Below are 16,735 nucleotides of genomic sequence, written 5' to 3'. Positions count from 1 at the left end.
GAATAAAGTGCAATTCTGGGGACAGTTGGGATGAAGTTTAGACCAATTCAAAATTCAGTCCATTTTCGAGAGCTCTGCCCACCATGCCGGCCAGCGTTTTGGAGAGCAGATTTTGAACCGCTTATCCCGGCCGGTTTCACCGGCCAGCAAAACCACATCGCGTTTGGCGACGCCGAAAACGTCTGCCAGGAAGTCGATTAGATAACGGTTTGCTTTGCCGTCGACAGGCGGCGCTTTGATGCGGATCTTGAGCCGATCGCCATGCAAACCCGCAATCTCGTCCTTACCGGCGCGAGGTTGTACGTGGACGTTCAGCACCAGTGCCTGGCCGTCCCAGGTATACCAATCGCTCAAGTCAGTTCAGCAGATTCGTGAGTTGCTGCAGCGGGGGCAGCACAAGCATTTTGGCGAGTTGTATGCCGATCAAGGGGATCAACGGCGAGAGATCGATACCCCCTATCGGCGGCAAAAGCCGACGGCTGAAGCGAAGCAGCGGCTCGGTAAGGCTGTAAAGGAGGGAAACCGCGGGGTTATAGCTCCCTGGACTGACCCAACTCAGGACCGCACGGATGATGATGGCGAAAAAATAGACATTGAACAGCAAATCCAAGAGCTGCACGACAGCCCACAGACTCAATGCCGCAAATGTGATCCGCGTATCCTGAAGCACGAATATCAGATAGCCGCTCAGCATTTGCAGCCCCAGCATCAAGACGAGCGAAGCCGTGTCGACGCGGCCGACGGACGGAATAAAGCGGCGGAACATGCGAAGCGGCGGGTGCGTGATCTTGATCAAGAACTGGGAAATCGGATTGTAGTAATCCGCATCGACCCACTGAAACAAGAACCGCAGCAGTATCGCGAATATATAAAGACTGAAGAGCGTATCGATCAGAAAAACAGCGGGATTCACCAGAAAATCCGGAGACATCGTCAACCTCCCAGTTGCTTGGACAATTCTGCCGCCCGCGCATTTGCCGCCTTCATGGCGTCAAGCACAAGGCTACGAAGGCTTCCGCGCTCGAATACCTCTATTGCCTTTTCCGTAGTACCGCCGGGCGAGGTAACCCTTCTTCTCAATTCCGCCGGACCGTCTTCGGATTCTATGGCGATGCGCGCCGCACCAAGCGCCGTCTGCTGGGTAAGAAGCCGCGCCGTAGCTTTGTCCATTCCCATTTCGGTCGCCGCATCCTCCATGGCCTCCATGAACAGAAAAAAGTAAGCGGGTCCGCTTCCGGAAAGCGCCGTCACCAAATCCAGGAGCTCTTCCTTTTCTACCCACACTGCGATGCCGACGGCACGGACTATCGCTTCCGCCACACTTCTATGTTCGGCGCTCGCTCGATCGTTCGCGTGCAATGCGGTAGCCCCGGTTTTCACGAGCGCCGGAGTATTGGGCATACAGCGCACGATGCTTGCGCCGCCGCCCAGCCAGTGGTCGAGGGCGGTCTCGCGAACACCCGCGGCGATGCTGATCATCAGGGGGCCGCGTTGCCGCACGGGGCCGGCAATTTCTCGAGCCACCTGTTCAAGAATCTGCGGTTTAACGGCCAGCAACACGGTCTGGGAGCGCTCGACCAAGGATTTGTTATCTTCGAACGTATGGACGCCGAAACGGCTGGCCAAATCCTTCAGCTTCGCGGTGTCGACGTCCGACACGAAAATATTGTCCGCCGGATAGCCATCCGAAATGAGACCGCCGATCAGGCTGCTCGCCATATTTCCGGCGCCGATAAACCCTAAAGTTTGCTTTTTCATTTGAAATCATCTCCGAACCAACGGACGTATTCTAACCGAGACACGGCCCCAAAAACGTCCCGTTCGCCGTATAAGCCGACAAGTGTCCCTCAGCCGTCCGAAACGCTCCCGGCATCGAGCACGGCCATGTCACGGCTTGACCTCGGCCCGAACAGCGCCGTGCCGATACGTACCATGGTCGAACCTTCCATGACGGCCGCTTCGAGGTCGTCGGACATCCCCATGGACAGCGTATCGAGCCCAAGGTGGCCCAAGCGTTCCGCGGCTTGCCGCAAGCTCCGGAACGATGCGCGCTGAAGGTCGATCGTGTCCGTCGGGGCCGGAATGGCCATAAGCCCGCGGACACGAAGCCTAGGCAGTTCCGCGATCGCTTCGACCAACCCGTCGAGCTCCTCCGGGGCAACGCCCGATTTCGTCGCTTCTCCGCTGACGTTGACTTGAATGCAGATGTTGAGCGGCGGCAGCTCTTCGGGACGCTGATCGCTCAGGCGCTCCGCGATCTTGAATCGGTCGACGCTATGTACCCAGGAAAAACGAGCCGCGATCGACCTGGTTTTGTTGGATTGAATGGGTCCGATGAAATGCCAGCCGATATCGTAATGCGCCAACTTATCTTGCTTGGCCAGAGCCTCTTGAACGTAGTTCTCCCCGAACTCCCGCTGACCGCAGTAATAAGCGGCGGCAATCGCCTCCGCAGGCTGAGTCTTGCTTACGGCGATCAGCCGAACCGAGCCCCGGCATCGACCGGCTGCCGTCTCCGCGAGTCGAATTCGCTCGCGTACGGCGTCCAGGCGCTGTTGTATTTGACTCCTCATGTTGCTGATACGTTTGTCTATACTTGACCGGAGGGTAAGGGTATCTACCGACCAACGCTTACACAAGAGCCATTACAGAAGAGAATCCATGGATATCGCCGAACTGCTCGCTTTCTCCGTCAAGAACAATGCATCCGACCTGCATTTGTCCGCCGGACTTCCGCCGATGATCCGCGTGGATGGCGACATACGCCGCATCAATGTGCCGGCGCTCGACCACAAAGAGGTGCACGCGCTGATCTACGACATCATGAACGACAAGCAGCGGCGCGATTACGAGGAGTTTCTGGAGACCGACTTTTCGTTCGAGCTCCCCGGCGTCGCGCGATTTCGTGTCAACTCGTTCAACCAGGACCGGGGCGCGGCGGCGGTATTTCGAACCATTCCGTCCAAGGTTTTGACATTGGAGGAACTGGGTTGCCCCAAATTTTTCCAGGACGTCACCATGCACCCTCGCGGCCTGATCGTGGTCACCGGGCCCACCGGCTCGGGCAAATCGACCACCCTCGCCGCGATGATCGACCACATCAACTCGAACCAGTACTCTCATATCCTGACGATTGAAGACCCCATCGAGTTCGTGCACTCCAGCAAAAAATCGTTGATCAACCAACGCGAAGTTCACCGGGATACTTTGGGTTTCAACGAAGCCTTGCGCTCGGCTCTGCGCGAAGACCCCGACGTGATTCTGGTCGGCGAAATGCGCGACCTGGAAACCATCCGCCTCGCGTTGACCGCCGCCGAAACCGGTCACTTGGTTTTCGGTACCCTGCACACCAACTCGGCTGCCAAGACCATAGACCGCGTCATCGACGTTTTCCCGGCCGCCGAAAAAGGCATTATTCGGTCGATGCTGTCCGAATCCCTGCAGGCCGTGATCTCCCAGACTCTGCTCAAGAAAAATGGCGGCGGACGCACGGCGGCCTGGGAGATCATGGTGGGCACGCCGGCGATCCGCAACCTCATCCGCGAAGACAAGGTCGCACAGATGTACTCGGCCATCCAGACCGGTCGCAAGGACGGCATGCAAACGCTCGACCAGCACTTGCAGGAACTGGTCGAAAAAGGCGTCGTGGCGCGTGCCGCCGCTCGGGTCAGAGCCGTCAATAAAGCCGCATTCTAAAGCCGGAGAACAAGCTCGTGGACTTCGAATCCTTGCTCATGCTGATGACGCAGAAAAAAGCGTCCGACCTCTTCATCACCACCAATAAAGAACCGTGCATGAAGATCGACGGCGTCATTCAGCCGATATCGAACGCCAAGCTGAGCAAAGAGCAGGCGCGGCAGATCGTTATCGGGATCATGAACCAACGCCAGCGCGACGAATTCGAGAATACCAAGGAGTGCAATTTCGCGATTTCAGCGCCCGGCCTAGGTCGCTTCCGCGTCAGCGCCTTCATTCAAAGAGACACCGCCGGAATGGTGTTACGGCGGATCGAAACGAACATTCCGACGGTCGATGATCTGAATCTGCCGCCGATCCTCAATGAATTATCGATGACCAAACGCGGCTTGATCCTGTTCGTCGGTGCGACCGGAACGGGAAAATCCACATCGCTGGCGGCCATCATCAAACATCGGAACGAGCATTCGAGCGGGCATATCATCACGATCGAAGACCCGCTGGAATATGTGCATCCGCATGCCGGCTGCATCGTCACCCAGCGCGAGGTCGGGATCGATACCGAATCCTACGAGGTGGCGCTCAAGAATACGCTGCGGCAGGCACCCGACGTTATTCTGATCGGGGAAATCCGGACCCGCGAGACGATGCAGCATGCCATCACCTTTGCCGAGACGGGCCATCTCTGCCTTAGCACGCTGCACGCCAACAACGCCAATCAGGCGTTGGACCGAATCCTTCACTTTTTTCCTGAAGAGATGCACCCGCAGCTATTCATGGATCTATCCCTCAACCTCCGGGGCATCATCGCTCAACAGCTCATTCGCAGGGCCGATGGCAAGGGACGATATCCGGCGGTGGAAATTCTCTTGAACACCCCGCTCGCTTCAGATCTCATCCGAAAAGGCGAGGTACATAAGCTGAAGGAACTGATGAAACATTCACGGGAACAGGGTATGCAAACCTTCGATCAAGCCTTGTACGATCTGTACAAGGCCGGAAAGATCACGTACGAGGATGCCCTACATGCCGCGGATTCGAAAAACGAAGTCAGACTGATGATCAAGCTGGGCGAGGAAGGCAACCTCGAGAAATATGCGGGCCGGAATGACACCATGTCCATCGCGGACGACAATTGACCTCCTCATAAAAACTCCACGCCCTTTACCTGCGTTCTGATCAGTACGCGAGACGGATGCGACGCTCGTCCTTCCCCGCTCTACCGCTTCAGGCGGGCCGTCACGTCTCGCAATACGGACTCCACCAACCTCTCGTCCTCGCTGGCATACCGTAGCGCATCCCTCTCACGCCTCAGCCAGGTGAACTGCCGCTTGGCGAATTGGCGGGTGGCGATGATACCGCGCTCGATCATGGTACCGCGGTCGTATTCGCCCTCGAGATAAGCCCAGACCTGTCGATAGCCGACGGCGCGAATGGAGGGCAGATCGGCGTGGAGATCGTCCCGTTCGTGCAAGGCGCGGACTTCGTCGATAAATCCGCCTTCGATCATAGTCAAGAAGCGCTGGCGAATCCGTTCATGCAGGGCCTCGCGGCTTGCCGGCGCGACGATGAGTTTGATCAGATCGAACGGCAAAGGCGGCGATCGGGTCTCGGCGCACAGCACGGACAGCGGAACCCCGGTCGCGTGGTATACCTCCAGGGCCCGCTGGATGCGCTGGGGATCGTTGGGATGAATGCGAAGCGCAGCTTCCGGGTCGATTCGACCGAGTTCCTCGTGCAGTTTCGCCCAGCCGACCCTCGCCGCTTCCTCGTCGATCTGCCGCCGAATCTCGGGATCGGCAGCGGGCAGACTCGAAAGCCCGTAAAACAAGGCGTTGAAGTACAGCATCGTGCCGCCGGCGAGAATCGGCAGCTTGCCGCGGCTTGTTATGTCCTGCATCGCCGCGAGCGCCTCGTCCCGAAAACGCCCGGTGGAATAGGATTCGGCTGGATCAAGAATGTCGATCAGATGGTGCGGAATGCCTGCCCTTTCCTCCAAGCTCGGCTTGGCGGTGCCGATGTCCATGCCCCGGTAAACCAGTGCGGAATCGACGCTGATCACTTCTCCGTCCAGCGTCTTGGCCAATTCGATGGCCAGCCGCGTTTTGCCCGAGGCGGTCGGCCCCATCAGGGCGATAGCGGGTGGTAATTCAGTCACTGGCCGCGCATGAACAAGCGGTTCAGATCCTTGAGGCTTAGCTCGACCCAGGTCGGGCGCCCGTGGTTGCACTGGCCGCTGCGCTCCGTCGCTTCCATGTCGCGGAGCAGCGTGTTCATTTCCGGCACGGTCAGCTTGCGGTTGGCCCTGATCGATCCGTGGCAGGCCATGGTCGCCAGAACCTCGTTCATGGACTGCTCGATCCGGACGCTCCGTCCATGCTGGTTGAGATCGGCCAACACATCGCGCACCAGGCGCTCGCCATCCGCATCCGCCAGCAAGGCCGGCACCGCTCGCAACATGAGCGTATCCGGGCCGCTTCGGCGAAGTTCGATGCCGAGGCTTCCGAACACACCGCCCGCCTCCTCCGCCAAGTCGGCCTCGGCTGCGGTAACCTGAATTCGGATAGGCAGCAGCAAGGGCTGCATCGGAACCGATCCCGCGCAGACCTGCTCCTTCAGCTTTTCATAGGTGATGCGTTCGTGGGCGGCGTGAGCGTCCACCACGATCAGCCCGTTGCGGCTCTCGGCCAGAATGAAAGCGCCATGAAGATGCGCCACCGCAAAACCGAGTGGCGGAGTCGTTTGCTCATCTGGCTCCGGTTCCTGCGGCGCTTCCGGCTTAGGAGCCGGAGCGGAATAAAGATCGGCATAACTTTGAATCGCCTCGGCCACTTGAAACGGCAGCGTAGCTTGGCGGTGCGGTTTAGAAAACTCGGGTGCCGAAACTGCACGCGCCGGCCTGTCTTCCGGATGGGGCACCGCCTCGGCCTCGACAGCCCGCGGCTTGATCTCGGCCAAAGCCCGGTGCAACGCGCGAAACAGAAAATCGTGCACCGTCCGGGAATCGCGGAAACGCACTTCGAGTTTGGCGGGATGAGCATTGACATCGACCAACGTCGGGTCCAGCTCCAGATACAGCACGTACACCGGCTGGCGCCCGTGGTAAAGCACGTCCTGATAAGCTTGCTTCACGGCATAGCTCACCAGCTTGTCCCGGACCAAACGCCCGTTGACGTAGAAGAACTGCATGTCGGCCTGGCTGCGGGAGAACGTCGGAAACCCCACCCACCCGGAAAGCCTGAGACCCGCCGCCGAAAACTCCACCGCCAGCGCGTTTTCCAGAAACGCCTCACCGAGCACCAAGGCCAGGCGTCGCTCGATTTCGGCCTGGGTTTCCGCCGGCCGCAAGCTCAATACCGTCCGCTCGTCGTGCTTCAAGGAAAATCCCACTTCAAACCGGCTCAGCGCCATACGCTTGATCAGTGTTTCGATATGGGAGAACTCGGTCTTTTCCGACCGGAGAAACTTCCGGCGCGCCGGCGTGTTGTAGAAGAGATCGCGAACCTCCACCGTCGTGCCTTCGGGATGGGCCGCCGGCTGCACGTCGAAATCGGTTTCCGTCCCGTCCGCGGTGACACGCCAGGCGCAACGCTCGCCGCGTATCCGCGAGGTCAGCGTCAAGCGCGCCACCGAACTGATGCTGGGCAAAGCTTCGCCCCGGAATCCCATGCTGGAGACCCGCTCCAGATCCTCCAGACTGGCGATTTTGCTGGTGGCGTGCCTGGACAGGGCGAGCGGCAATTCCTCTCTATCGATGCCGCAGCCGTCGTCGCGGATGCGCATCATGCGCAATCCGCCCTGTTCCACGTCGATGGCTACCGAGCGCGCGGCGGCGTCAAAGGCATTTTCGACCAATTCTTTCACCACCGAGGCGGGGCGCTCGACCACCTCCCCGGCGGCGATTTGGTTTATGAGTTGCGGAGGGAGAATGCGGATGGGCATGGCAGATGGAATCGGCGATCGAGAAAACGGTTTGGCGGTTAGACAGAACCGCGGGAGCAAGGATTCAATACCTTGCTATTCTCGGGAAAATACAGAAATTATGAAAGACGGGGATAAAGGTGCTTTTGCCGACCTTCGGCGCAAGCGTTCTATTTTCGAATGACCGGCTTCTTGCCGTCGGATTCGGCCACGCTCTCCAGAGCATCGGCCATGCGCAGATCGACCGGAACCATCGGCCGAATTTCGGCGAAATAATTGCGGATGCCGTCGAATATGGCGCGAGCCACCTGATCCTGATGGCTCGAATTGCGCAGATTACGCTCTTCGTCCGGATTGGATATGAACGCCGTCTCCACCAGTATCGAGGGAACGTCCGGCGACTTGAGCACCGCAAAACCGGCTTTTTGCACGTCTCGGTGATGTAGATGGAAATCCTTTCTTAGCTCTCCCAATACCTTTGCGGCCGCGCGGTTGCTGGCATCTAGCGTGGCGGTTTGCGACAGATCGAGCAGCACCGAAGCCAGCAATTTGTCTTTTCCCCCGAGCTGAACACCGCCCACCAAAGCGGCGTTTTCCCGGTCCGCCAGCCAGCGAGCGGCTTCACTCGAAGCGCCGTGATCCGACAGAGTGAATACGGAAGACCCCTTTACGTCATTGGCGACGTAGGCGTCCGCGTGCAAGGAAATAAACAAATCCGCCTTCGCCTTGCGGGCAAGTTCCGCCCGCTCGCGCAAATCGACGAACTGATCGCTCTTGCGCACCATGACCGCCCGCATGCCCGGTTCGGCTCCGATCAGCCGTTCGAGCTTGCGGGCGATAGCCAGCACCACGTCTTTTTCGTAGGTTCCGTTGGGGCCGATCGCGCCGGTATCTTTGCCGCCGTGGCCGGCGTCGATGACGATCACCCGCTCCTTGGCCAGCGCCGGCTTCAGGAAACGGACCGGCCTCGCTTCGCCCGGCGAGATCCAGGCCTTGGCCGCGACCGGCTTGGGAGCCGCTTTCGGCGCCGCAGCAATCTTAGTCGGTTTTGCCGATTTGACCGGCTCCTTGGAAGCCGCCTTGTCTCCCGCCTGGGCGGTCAAAATCGGGGGCGTCAGTTCGAGCACCAGGCGCGAGCTTCCCGTGAGACGGGTGACGTAAGACTTGTATCCGGCCGGGCGTTTAAGATCGAGCAAAATCCTGGGGCTGTCCTTGGCCTTGCCCGAAACCGGAATGAGCTTCGCGATCAGGGGATGAGACGCCGGGGGTTGTCCGAGTTTTCCGGACAGGGAAATATTTTCGAAGTCGATTTGCAGCTGATTCGGCTTGCTTCCGCGGGAGATTCGGTATTTGGGCGGCGCCGAGAAATCGAAAACCAGCCGTGAACTCTGCGCGGCGGACTCAAGCTTCACCGAGTTCATCTGCACGGGCGCGCCGAAAACCAGCGGCGCGTAGCCGCAAAACGTGAACACCAGCCATGTGATTAGAGTTTTTTTTTCCATGAACGAAGCCGCCATGCGTGAACGCCCCCGGAAAACATAGTCCGAGCTGCGGAAAACCGCAAGGAAATAGGCTACTCGGCTTGCAGCCTGGCCAATACGGCTACACCGGAGTCGGTGCCGGCCGATACCTCCGCCATGCGCCCCGTACCCGATATTTCCAGGCGGATCTCGAGATCCGCCTCGGGCAATAGCCCCGCGCCGCGCTCCGGCCATTCGATGAAGCAAACCGCGTTCGGCCGTAGATAGTCCCGGAACCCCATCCACTCCAACTCTTCCGGATCGTTCAGCCGGTACAAATCGAAATGGTAAACGATCCGCTCCTCGATCGGGTATTCTTCGACCAGCGTGAAAGTCGGGCTTTTCACCGGCCCCGAAAAGCCAGCTGCCCGGAGCCAGCCGCGCACGAAGGTGGTTTTGCCGGCGCCGAGGTTTCCGTGCAGGAAGACGAGCCCGTTCGACGGCATGGCTCGATAGACGCGCCCGGCGAATGCAAGAGTTTCCGCCTCGTCCCTAAGAGTCACTTTCATAAATTGACGAGCCGGCGCAAAGGATCCATCAAATCGCAGGCCAAAAGCCCCCTTTCACCGGCCTTCGCCGCCTCGTCACCTGCCGCGGCATGCAATTGCACGCCCAAGGCCGCCGCCTCGAAAAGATCCAGACGTTGCGCCAGCAATCCCGCGATAACGCCGGTCAGCACGTCGCCCATGCCGCCGCTGGCCATGCCGGGATTGCCGGCGGTACAGACATAGGGCAATCCGTCCGAGCCGCAGACCAGGCTGCCGGAACCTTTCAATACGGCTACGCCGCCGAACTTCGCCTGAAGGTTCCGAACGGCGCTGAATCGATCTTTCTGTATGTCTGCGGAAGACGAGTCGAGCAGCCGCGCCGCTTCCCCCGGATGGGGCGTGATGGTCCAGTTGTCCCGTTTGCGGGGGCTTTCCGCCAGAAGATTGAGCGCGTCGGCATCCGCCACGACCGGCAAATCGGTTTCCAACACCGTGCCGAGCAGCGCCTTCGCCCATTCCGAACGGCCCAGGCCAGGCCCGATAGCAACGACCGTGGCCCGCTCCAAGGGTATCCGCAAGTCCTCGGTGGTTTCGACGCCGTGGCACATCAGCTCCGGCCGGGTCAGGTTGAGCGAGTCGGCATGGGACTTCCGCGTGGCGATGCTAATCAACCCCGCTCCGACCCGAGCCGCGGCCTCCGCTGCCATGCGAGGGGCGCCGCTGTAGCCGCAATCGCCCCCGACCACCAGCACATGACCGAAATGACCTTTGTGCGCATAACGCGGACGCGCCGGCAAGCCGCGTTCCCACGGCGGCAGCAGCATGGCCGAAGGTTCGACGGAATATCGCACTTCCGGCGGTGTGCCCAGATCGGCAAAGACGATCTCGCCTGTGTATTCCGGACCTTCACCGGTAAAGAGCCCCTGCTTGAGACCGATGAACGTCACGGTCAAATCGGCCTTGACGGCAACGCCCAGAGCGGAACCGGTATCGGCATGAAGCCCGGACGGAATATCCAGCGCCATCACCCGACCGGAGAACCGGTTGACGGCCCTGATCACGTCCGCGTAAAGTCCGTCGACCTTCCGATCCAAGCCGGTGCCCAAAAGTCCGTCGACCAGCACTTCCGCACCCTCGAAATCGGCCGGGATAAAATCCAATATTTCGCCGCCCGCCGCTCGATAATCCTGGTAAGCCGCCAGGGCATCCCCCTTGAGATTCGCGGGCGGCGAAACCGGATAAACCCGCACGTCCATCCCCGCCTCGTGCGCCAAGCGGGCGACCACATAAGCGTCTCCTCCGTTGTTGCCGCCGCCGCAAATCGCCGACAGCGTGCGCGCTCCCGGCCAGCGTTCGTGCAAAGCGGCAAAGGCCGATGCGCCGGCGAGGCGCATCAACTCGATGCCGGGAATGCCCACCGTTTCGATGGCATAACGGTCCATGGCGCGCACGTCCTCCGCGCGATAAAGATCCTTCGGGAAACTTCGGCTGTATCGTTCGCTCATAACCCAGTAAGCTGTACCCAAACTACGCTCGTTCCGTTTACATTCTGGCTCAAACTCCGCACCGCCTCCACACTTCTGTGACTTCGTCCGCTCGCGATTACTCCGCTCTCGCCGCCAAAATCAAGACCTGGGGCAAAGAACTCGGCTTTCAGCAGGTCGGAATAGCCGATACCGACCTTTCTGCGGCCGAACAGCAGCTTCAAAAATGGATAGACGAGGGATTCCACGGAGAAATGGACTACATGGCGCGGCATGGCACCAAGCGCAGCCGTCCGGAAGAGCTGGTTCCCGGTACGCTCCGGGTCATCAGCGTACGCATGGATTATCTCCCGGAGAATCGAACCACGGTTAGGGAGCGGCTGGACGACCAGACCGCCGCGTTCATCTCCCGCTACGCCCTTGGCCGCGATTACCACAAGGTGCTCCGCAACCGCTTACAGCAATTGGCCGAGCGCATCGCAGTCGAAATCGGCCCCTTCGGTTATAGGGTCTTCGTCGACAGCGCGCCGGTGCTGGAAAAGGCGCTCGCCGCCAAAGCCGGGCTCGGCTGGATCGGCAAGCACACCAATTTGATCAACCGCAAAGCAGGCTCGATGTTCTTCCTGGGGGAGATTTACACCGATCTCCCCTTGCCCATCGATGCCGAAACGACCAATCACTGCGGGAGCTGCACCGCCTGCATGGAGGTCTGCCCCACCCAAGCGATCGTTGCGCCTTATCGCCTTGACGCCCGGCGCTGCATCTCCTATCTGACCATCGAGTTGCGCGGACCGATTCCCGAAGAATTTCGCACCGCCATCGGCAACCGCATCTACGGCTGTGACGACTGCCAGCTCGTATGCCCGTGGAACCGCTATGCGCGGCTGACCGAGGAAGCGGATTTCATGCCGCGCCACGGTCTCGATACCGCCGGGCTGATCGACCTTTTCCGCTGGGATGAAGCGACGTTTCTACATAAGACCGAAGGCTCTGCCATACGCCGCATCGGTTACGAACGCTGGATCAGGAATATCGCCGTGGCCTTGGGTAACGCTGAAACGTCTACTAAAATCGTCGACGCGTTACGAGCGCGGATAGACGACCCGTTGCCTTTGATCAGGGAGCACGTGCGCTGGGCGCTTGCACGGCACTGCTCCAACGAGCGACAGCCGCACCGTGCGGGAGCCCAAGCGTCTTCTACGTCCTAAAGAAGCTCTGATTAAGAGCGTATCCCAGTAGGCCGTTCGCCCTGAGCCCTTCGACTCGGCTCAGGACAGGCTTGTCGAACGCTCTCCTGAGCCTGTCGAAGGGGCATGAACGGAATCCACTTGCTCAGAGCTTCCTTAACGCCGCGTTTTCTTAGTGGCGGGAGCCGATGCTTTGACAAAGGCGGGACCCTTGATGCGAAGCTGGTCGGACAATTGCTTCAGAGTATCGTTGAGCGCGGCGCGGGTCGCCTGACCCAGGGCGCTCGCTGCAAACGCGGATTCCCCGCCCCCGACGCCGAACAAAGAGAAACCGCTGGTGGCGGATTCGGAGGTGAAGGAGCCGTGGGAAGTAATCGTTCCCACCATGCGGCCGCTGCTAGGCTCGACCACTTGCAGGTCCATGCCCACCGCCCCGGTTCGCCGGGCCTTGGTGTTTTCCCAAGTCGGATTGGCGGCAGATACGGCAGCACCGGCGATGCCCGCGGCGGGTGTCCCCGAAACGGCGCCCGCGATGCCGAGCACTGTTCCTGCCCAGCCGAGCGATCCACCTTTGCGCTCGTCGTTGGCTTCGGCAACCTCGTTGAATTCCGTGATCGTACCCTTGATCACGAACGGCCCGACCTCGCCGGGATTCAGCAGCTTTGCGGGATTGCTTTCGTTCTTGCGGTAATGTTCGTAGTCGACGACCACGATGTTCCCTACGTTGCCGAGGGCACTGATTAATTGCGCGGCGACGCCTTGCCCGACGCGATCGCTCATACCTTGATGGTCGGGCGTGTAAGCCCCCGGTGCCGTAGGTGCGGCCCCTCCGAGAATACCCCAGCCGAAGGGTCCCCAGCCGTAGCGGGCCCCGGTCGGAGCCTGTGTCACGCCGCCCCCCGAACCGGTTCCGACACTCAAAGGCTCCACCGTGACGACGTACATGGGTTGAGAACCGTCGAACGGAATCCGCACCACTTCCACCTGCGTCGAAACCGGCGCCACGTGCGTGGCCTGCACCGACGATTTATCCACCGTCGCCGCGCAGCTCACGAGAAATGGAACCGCTGCCCCCACTAACCAAGACTTTAGTTTCATTATTCTTCTCCGGTTATTTTCGTTTGTTGTCGTCCCACGCCGAAAGTCCGGCGTAAACCCACGCCGTTGAAGGTTAGCACACTGCACTACCGCGTCCCAAAGCTGCCGCGCCAAGCCGATGCGGCGGATTCGGCGTTCCGCCCTCCCTCGACATAGCGTAAAATCCGGTGCATTCGTCTCCAACTCGTAAGGAGTTAACGCCCATGAACTTTTTTTTTCGCGTGCTGCTCGCCGCAATCGCTTTGTCCGCCCTGCAAACCGTCCGGGCGGAAGACGAATGGCAGGGCACCACCCTTTCGGACCAGACTCTGGAGAAAGTCAACCTGGCTTTAGTCGCATACCAGACCTGCGTCAACAGCGAAACCCGTGCGCGGGTCGGCGAGCAGGCGGATTCGCGTGCACTCACCGATCGCGTTTTGAAAACGTGCGAAGAGAAGCTGTCGAAGGTCAAGGCGGCGTTCGATAGCGAAAAAGTACCCGGCACGATCTCCGAACGATATATGCGCAGCCGCCGTACTCAGGCCGCACGTCAGGTCCTGCGCACATTGATGGGTGCTCAGGCGGCTCAAGCCGCGACCGGGCAGCCCTAATACGATCGTCCTACCCCGCGCTTAGTTTTCGGCCGGCTGTCCCGCCGATGCCGGCGGCTGTATTTGCCGCACCAACCGCGCCTGCGTCCCAGGGCACCACTCAACGCAAAGAGGATCCGAATGCAATTCGACCCAACTCTCATTCCGACCACGCTCGACGCCGTACACATCGGACTTGCAGCCCTCGTGGTCATTCTGCTGATTCTGCAGATCCTTCTGCTGTCCGTAGCCGTCATCGCTTTGATGCGCCGTGGGCGGCGGGCAGCCGAACCAGTCGTTGCGCCGGTCCCCGCCGGACCGGCCCCCGTTCCGGTCAGGGAGGCACCCAAACCCTTGGAAGTCGTCAAACCGGAACGGCCGGAGCCGGTGGTTGTCAAAGAAGCCACACCGGATGCGGCCCTACAGCTTCTCGGACTTTTGCAGAAAGAAGCCCGTTTTATCGACTTCGTTCAGGAGAACGTCGGCGCCTATTCCGACGCCGAGATCGGCGCGGCGGCTCGAGTCGTACACGAGGGATGCCGCAAAGTATTGAGCCAGCATTTCGAGCTTGAACCGGTGCGCAAAGAGCAGGAGAACTCCCGCGTTACTCTGCCCAAAGGCTTCGACGCTTCGAGCGTAAGGCCCACGGGCAACATCGTCGGCGATCCGCCGTTCACCGGCACATTGATACACCGCGGCTGGCGCGCTACGGCCGTCAGACTGCCCAAGATCGCCGAAGGACATGACGTACGCATCATCGCCCAAGCAGAGGTGGAATTGTGAGCGAAACCCAGTATTCCGTCGGCATCGACCTCGGCACGACCAACAGCGTCGTGTCCTATGTCGATCTCAGCCAGTGCGACGGCGAAAAAGCGCCGATCGAGGTTTTGGATATCCCGCAATTGACGTCGCCCGGTACGGTCGGCGAAAAAAGGCAGTTGCCTTCGTTTCTTTACCAGGCTCACGAGGCCGAGCTCGCACCGAGCGACATCGTGTTGCCCTGGAACGAACATCCGGAAGCCATCGTCGGTGACCTGGCAAGGCAACTCGGCGGCAAAACGCCCATCCGGCTGGTAAGCAGCGCCAAGAGCTGGCTATCTCACAGCGGCGTCGACTGCCGCGCGCCAATCCTGCCCGTTCAGTCACCGGAGGAAGTAAAGCGCGTTTCGCCTCTTCAAGCGTCGATCGAATATCTCCGCCACATGCGTGACGCCTGGAACGACCGCTATCCCGACGCGCCCCTGAGCGAGCAGGAACTGGTGATCACCGTACCGGCGTCCTTTGATCCGGCGGCTCGGGAACTGACCGTGGAAGCCGCCCACGCCGTGGGCCTGCGCCAGGCCATTCTGCTCGAGGAGCCGCAGTCGGCGCTGTACAGCTGGATTCAGACCAGCGAAGGAAAATGGCGCGAGCAGGTCAAGCCGGGCGACATCATTCTCGTCGTGGACGTAGGCGGCGGTACCACCGATTTGTCGCTGATCGCCGTGACCGAGGAGGAAGGCAATCTGATCCTCAACCGCGTCGCCATCGGCGATCACATTCTCCTCGGCGGGGACAACATGGACCTCGCCTTGGCTTATGTCTTGAAAATGAAGCTCGAAGCCGAGGGCAAACGGCTGGAACCTTGGCAGATCCAGGCACTCATGCACGGCTGCCGGGACGCCAAGGAATCCTTGCTGTCCGACTCGGATACCGACGAAGTCGCCGTCGTCGTCCCCAGCCGCGGTTCGTCGCTCATCGGCGGCACGCTGCGTACCAGCCTGACCCGCGACGAGGTCGGACGTACCCTGGTCGAAGGCTTCTTTCCGAAGGTGCAAATCACAGACCGTCCTGCCGTTCAGGCTCGCACCGGTCTGACCACCCTGGGCCTTCCGTATGCCAAGGACGCACGGATCACCTGTCATCTCGCCGCCTTCCTGAGCCGACAGATCGGCGCGACCGGCGAATTGCAGGGATTCAACCTCCCTGCCGATGCCCAGTTCCTGCATCCGACCGCGCTGCTCCTCAACGGGGGTGTATTCAAGTCCGAGGCGCTCGAAAAGCGCTTGCTCGATGTACTCAATAGCTGGCTTCAGGCCGACGACGCACCGCATGCCCGACTGCTGCACGGCGCCGACCTGGATCTAGCCGTGGCCCGTGGTGCCGCTTATTACGGCTATGTCCGCAAAGGTCGTGGGGTCCGCATCCGCGGCGGCACCGGTGCTGCCTATTACGTGGGCGTCGAGAGCGCCATGCCCGCCGTACCGGGCTTCGCCCCGCCGATCGAGGCCCTGTGCATCGCGCCTTTCGGCATGGAGGAAGGTACCGAGGCGGATCTGCCGCCTTACGAGTTCGGATTGGTCGTGGGCGAGCCAGTGCGCTTCCGTTTCTTCGCGTCCAACGTCCGCCGCGACGACGTGGTCGGCACGCGCCTCGACTACTGGTCGGAAGACGAAATGGAAGAACTGGACGAAATCGAGGTCACCTTGCCGGCAGAAGAGTACCAGGCGGGCGATGTGGTCCCGGTTCATTTGGCCGCCAGGGTCACCGAAGTGGGCACGCTGCAACTGGAAGCGGTCGCTAAGGACGGCGACAAACGCTGGAACGTCGAATTCGATGTCCGTGCAGGCGAAAAGCCTTTGCCGTCGGATGAAAATGTCGCACCGGAGGAACCGATCTTAGGCAATCTCTCCGAGCGGGCGACCGAAACCGCATCCGACGAAGCAGCTTCGGAAGCACCTGGCGACGACGCTTCGGCCAAAAAAAGTTTTTGGTCTTTCAATAAATAATCCT

The 16,735-nt window shown here is 60.3% G+C and carries 17 protein-coding genes; 7 read left to right on the top strand and 10 right to left on the bottom strand.

Annotated features, from left to right (window positions below):
• Positions 1-54 precede the first annotated feature (54 nt).
• The 4 genes from JOD69_RS04960 to JOD69_RS04945 form a co-directional block, all read right to left on the bottom strand.
• Entirely contained in the window at positions 55-354 is a 300-nt protein-coding gene (locus tag JOD69_RS04960) for a DUF167 family protein (RefSeq protein WP_077729819.1), read from the bottom strand.
• A gap of 1 nt (position 355) precedes the next feature.
• A complete protein-coding gene (locus JOD69_RS04955; protein ID WP_077729820.1) occupies positions 356-931 on the bottom strand; it encodes a YggT family protein in 576 nt (191 codons plus the stop codon).
• A gap of 2 nt (positions 932-933) precedes the next feature.
• Positions 934-1,758, bottom strand: a complete 825-nt coding sequence (proC, locus tag JOD69_RS04950; protein WP_086135058.1) for a pyrroline-5-carboxylate reductase — start codon at positions 1,756-1,758, stop codon at positions 934-936.
• 89 nt (positions 1,759-1,847) lie between these two features.
• Positions 1,848-2,573 carry a YggS family pyridoxal phosphate-dependent enzyme gene (locus tag JOD69_RS04945; protein WP_086135057.1) on the bottom strand — a complete coding sequence of 242 codons (726 nt, stop codon included), beginning with the start codon at positions 2,571-2,573 and terminating at the stop codon, positions 1,848-1,850.
• 88 nt (positions 2,574-2,661) lie between these two features.
• On the opposite strand from JOD69_RS04945, the gene JOD69_RS04940 reads away from it, so the two are divergent.
• Positions 2,662-3,696 (top strand): type IV pilus twitching motility protein PilT, encoded by a 1,035-nt coding sequence (locus tag JOD69_RS04940; RefSeq protein ID WP_077729823.1) that lies wholly within the window; start codon positions 2,662-2,664, stop codon positions 3,694-3,696.
• 17 nt (positions 3,697-3,713) lie between these two features.
• Entirely contained in the window at positions 3,714-4,835 is a 1,122-nt protein-coding gene (locus tag JOD69_RS04935) for a PilT/PilU family type 4a pilus ATPase (RefSeq protein WP_077729824.1), read from the top strand.
• A gap of 80 nt (positions 4,836-4,915) precedes the next feature.
• On the opposite strand, the gene miaA is transcribed toward JOD69_RS04935, so the two are convergent.
• Together miaA and mutL are read right to left on the bottom strand one after the other, a co-directional pair.
• A complete protein-coding gene (gene miaA / locus JOD69_RS04930; protein WP_156879464.1) occupies positions 4,916-5,824 on the bottom strand; it encodes a tRNA (adenosine(37)-N6)-dimethylallyltransferase MiaA in 909 nt (302 codons plus the stop codon).
• Positions 5,825-5,850: 26 nt separating this feature from the next.
• Positions 5,851-7,638 carry a DNA mismatch repair endonuclease MutL gene (gene mutL, locus JOD69_RS04925; protein ID WP_210023808.1) on the bottom strand — a complete coding sequence of 596 codons (1,788 nt, stop codon included), beginning with the start codon at positions 7,636-7,638 and terminating at the stop codon, positions 5,851-5,853.
• Here mutL and JOD69_RS04920 point away from each other — a divergent pair.
• Positions 7,631-7,801: a hypothetical protein gene (locus tag JOD69_RS04920; RefSeq protein WP_168175385.1), complete on the top strand. Its 171-nt coding sequence runs from the start codon at positions 7,631-7,633 to the stop codon at positions 7,799-7,801. The genes mutL and JOD69_RS04920 overlap by 8 nt on opposite strands.
• Here JOD69_RS04920 and JOD69_RS04915 read toward each other — a convergent pair.
• From JOD69_RS04915 to JOD69_RS04905, 3 genes are all read right to left on the bottom strand, one after another.
• Entirely contained in the window at positions 7,788-9,119 is a 1,332-nt protein-coding gene (locus JOD69_RS04915) for an N-acetylmuramoyl-L-alanine amidase (RefSeq protein WP_240507089.1), read from the bottom strand. The two genes, JOD69_RS04920 and JOD69_RS04915, sit on opposite strands and share 14 nt — an antisense overlap.
• Before the next feature lie 71 nt (positions 9,120-9,190).
• Complete coding sequence (gene tsaE / locus JOD69_RS04910; protein ID WP_086135054.1) at positions 9,191-9,646, bottom strand: tRNA (adenosine(37)-N6)-threonylcarbamoyltransferase complex ATPase subunit type 1 TsaE; 456 nt, start codon at positions 9,644-9,646, stop codon at positions 9,191-9,193.
• Positions 9,643-11,130 (bottom strand): NAD(P)H-hydrate dehydratase, encoded by a 1,488-nt coding sequence (locus JOD69_RS04905; protein ID WP_086135053.1) that lies wholly within the window; start codon positions 11,128-11,130, stop codon positions 9,643-9,645. The genes tsaE and JOD69_RS04905 overlap by 4 nt, the downstream gene beginning before the upstream one ends.
• A gap of 77 nt (positions 11,131-11,207) precedes the next feature.
• Between JOD69_RS04905 and queG the strand changes: the two genes are divergently transcribed.
• Positions 11,208-12,317: a tRNA epoxyqueuosine(34) reductase QueG gene (queG, locus tag JOD69_RS04900; RefSeq protein ID WP_086135052.1), complete on the top strand. Its 1,110-nt coding sequence runs from the start codon at positions 11,208-11,210 to the stop codon at positions 12,315-12,317.
• 135 nt (positions 12,318-12,452) lie between these two features.
• Here the strand turns inward: queG and JOD69_RS04895 are convergent, their stop codons facing one another.
• Positions 12,453-13,394 carry a hypothetical protein gene (locus tag JOD69_RS04895; protein ID WP_077729830.1) on the bottom strand — a complete coding sequence of 314 codons (942 nt, stop codon included), beginning with the start codon at positions 13,392-13,394 and terminating at the stop codon, positions 12,453-12,455.
• 203 nt (positions 13,395-13,597) lie between these two features.
• On the opposite strand from JOD69_RS04895, the gene JOD69_RS04890 reads away from it, so the two are divergent.
• The 3 genes from JOD69_RS04890 (at position 13,598) to JOD69_RS04880 (ending at position 16,731) form a co-directional block, all read left to right on the top strand.
• Positions 13,598-13,984, top strand: coding sequence for a hypothetical protein (locus tag JOD69_RS04890; RefSeq protein WP_077729831.1), 387 nt, complete (start codon positions 13,598-13,600; stop codon positions 13,982-13,984).
• A 120-nt stretch (positions 13,985-14,104) separates the two neighbouring features.
• Positions 14,105-14,746, top strand: a complete 642-nt coding sequence (locus JOD69_RS04885) for a DUF2760 domain-containing protein (protein WP_077729832.1) — start codon at positions 14,105-14,107, stop codon at positions 14,744-14,746.
• Positions 14,743-16,731, top strand: coding sequence for an Hsp70 family protein (locus tag JOD69_RS04880; protein WP_077729833.1), 1,989 nt, complete (start codon positions 14,743-14,745; stop codon positions 16,729-16,731). The genes JOD69_RS04885 and JOD69_RS04880 overlap by 4 nt, the downstream gene beginning before the upstream one ends.
• The last annotated feature ends 4 nt before the right edge of the window (positions 16,732-16,735 follow it).

Origin of the sequence: Methylocaldum sp. RMAD-M (assembly GCF_017832375.1) — a bacterium.
In the GTDB taxonomy this organism is placed as follows: Bacteria; Pseudomonadota; Gammaproteobacteria; order Methylococcales; family Methylococcaceae; genus Methylocaldum.
This window is presented reverse-complemented; position numbering and strand designations above follow the sequence as displayed.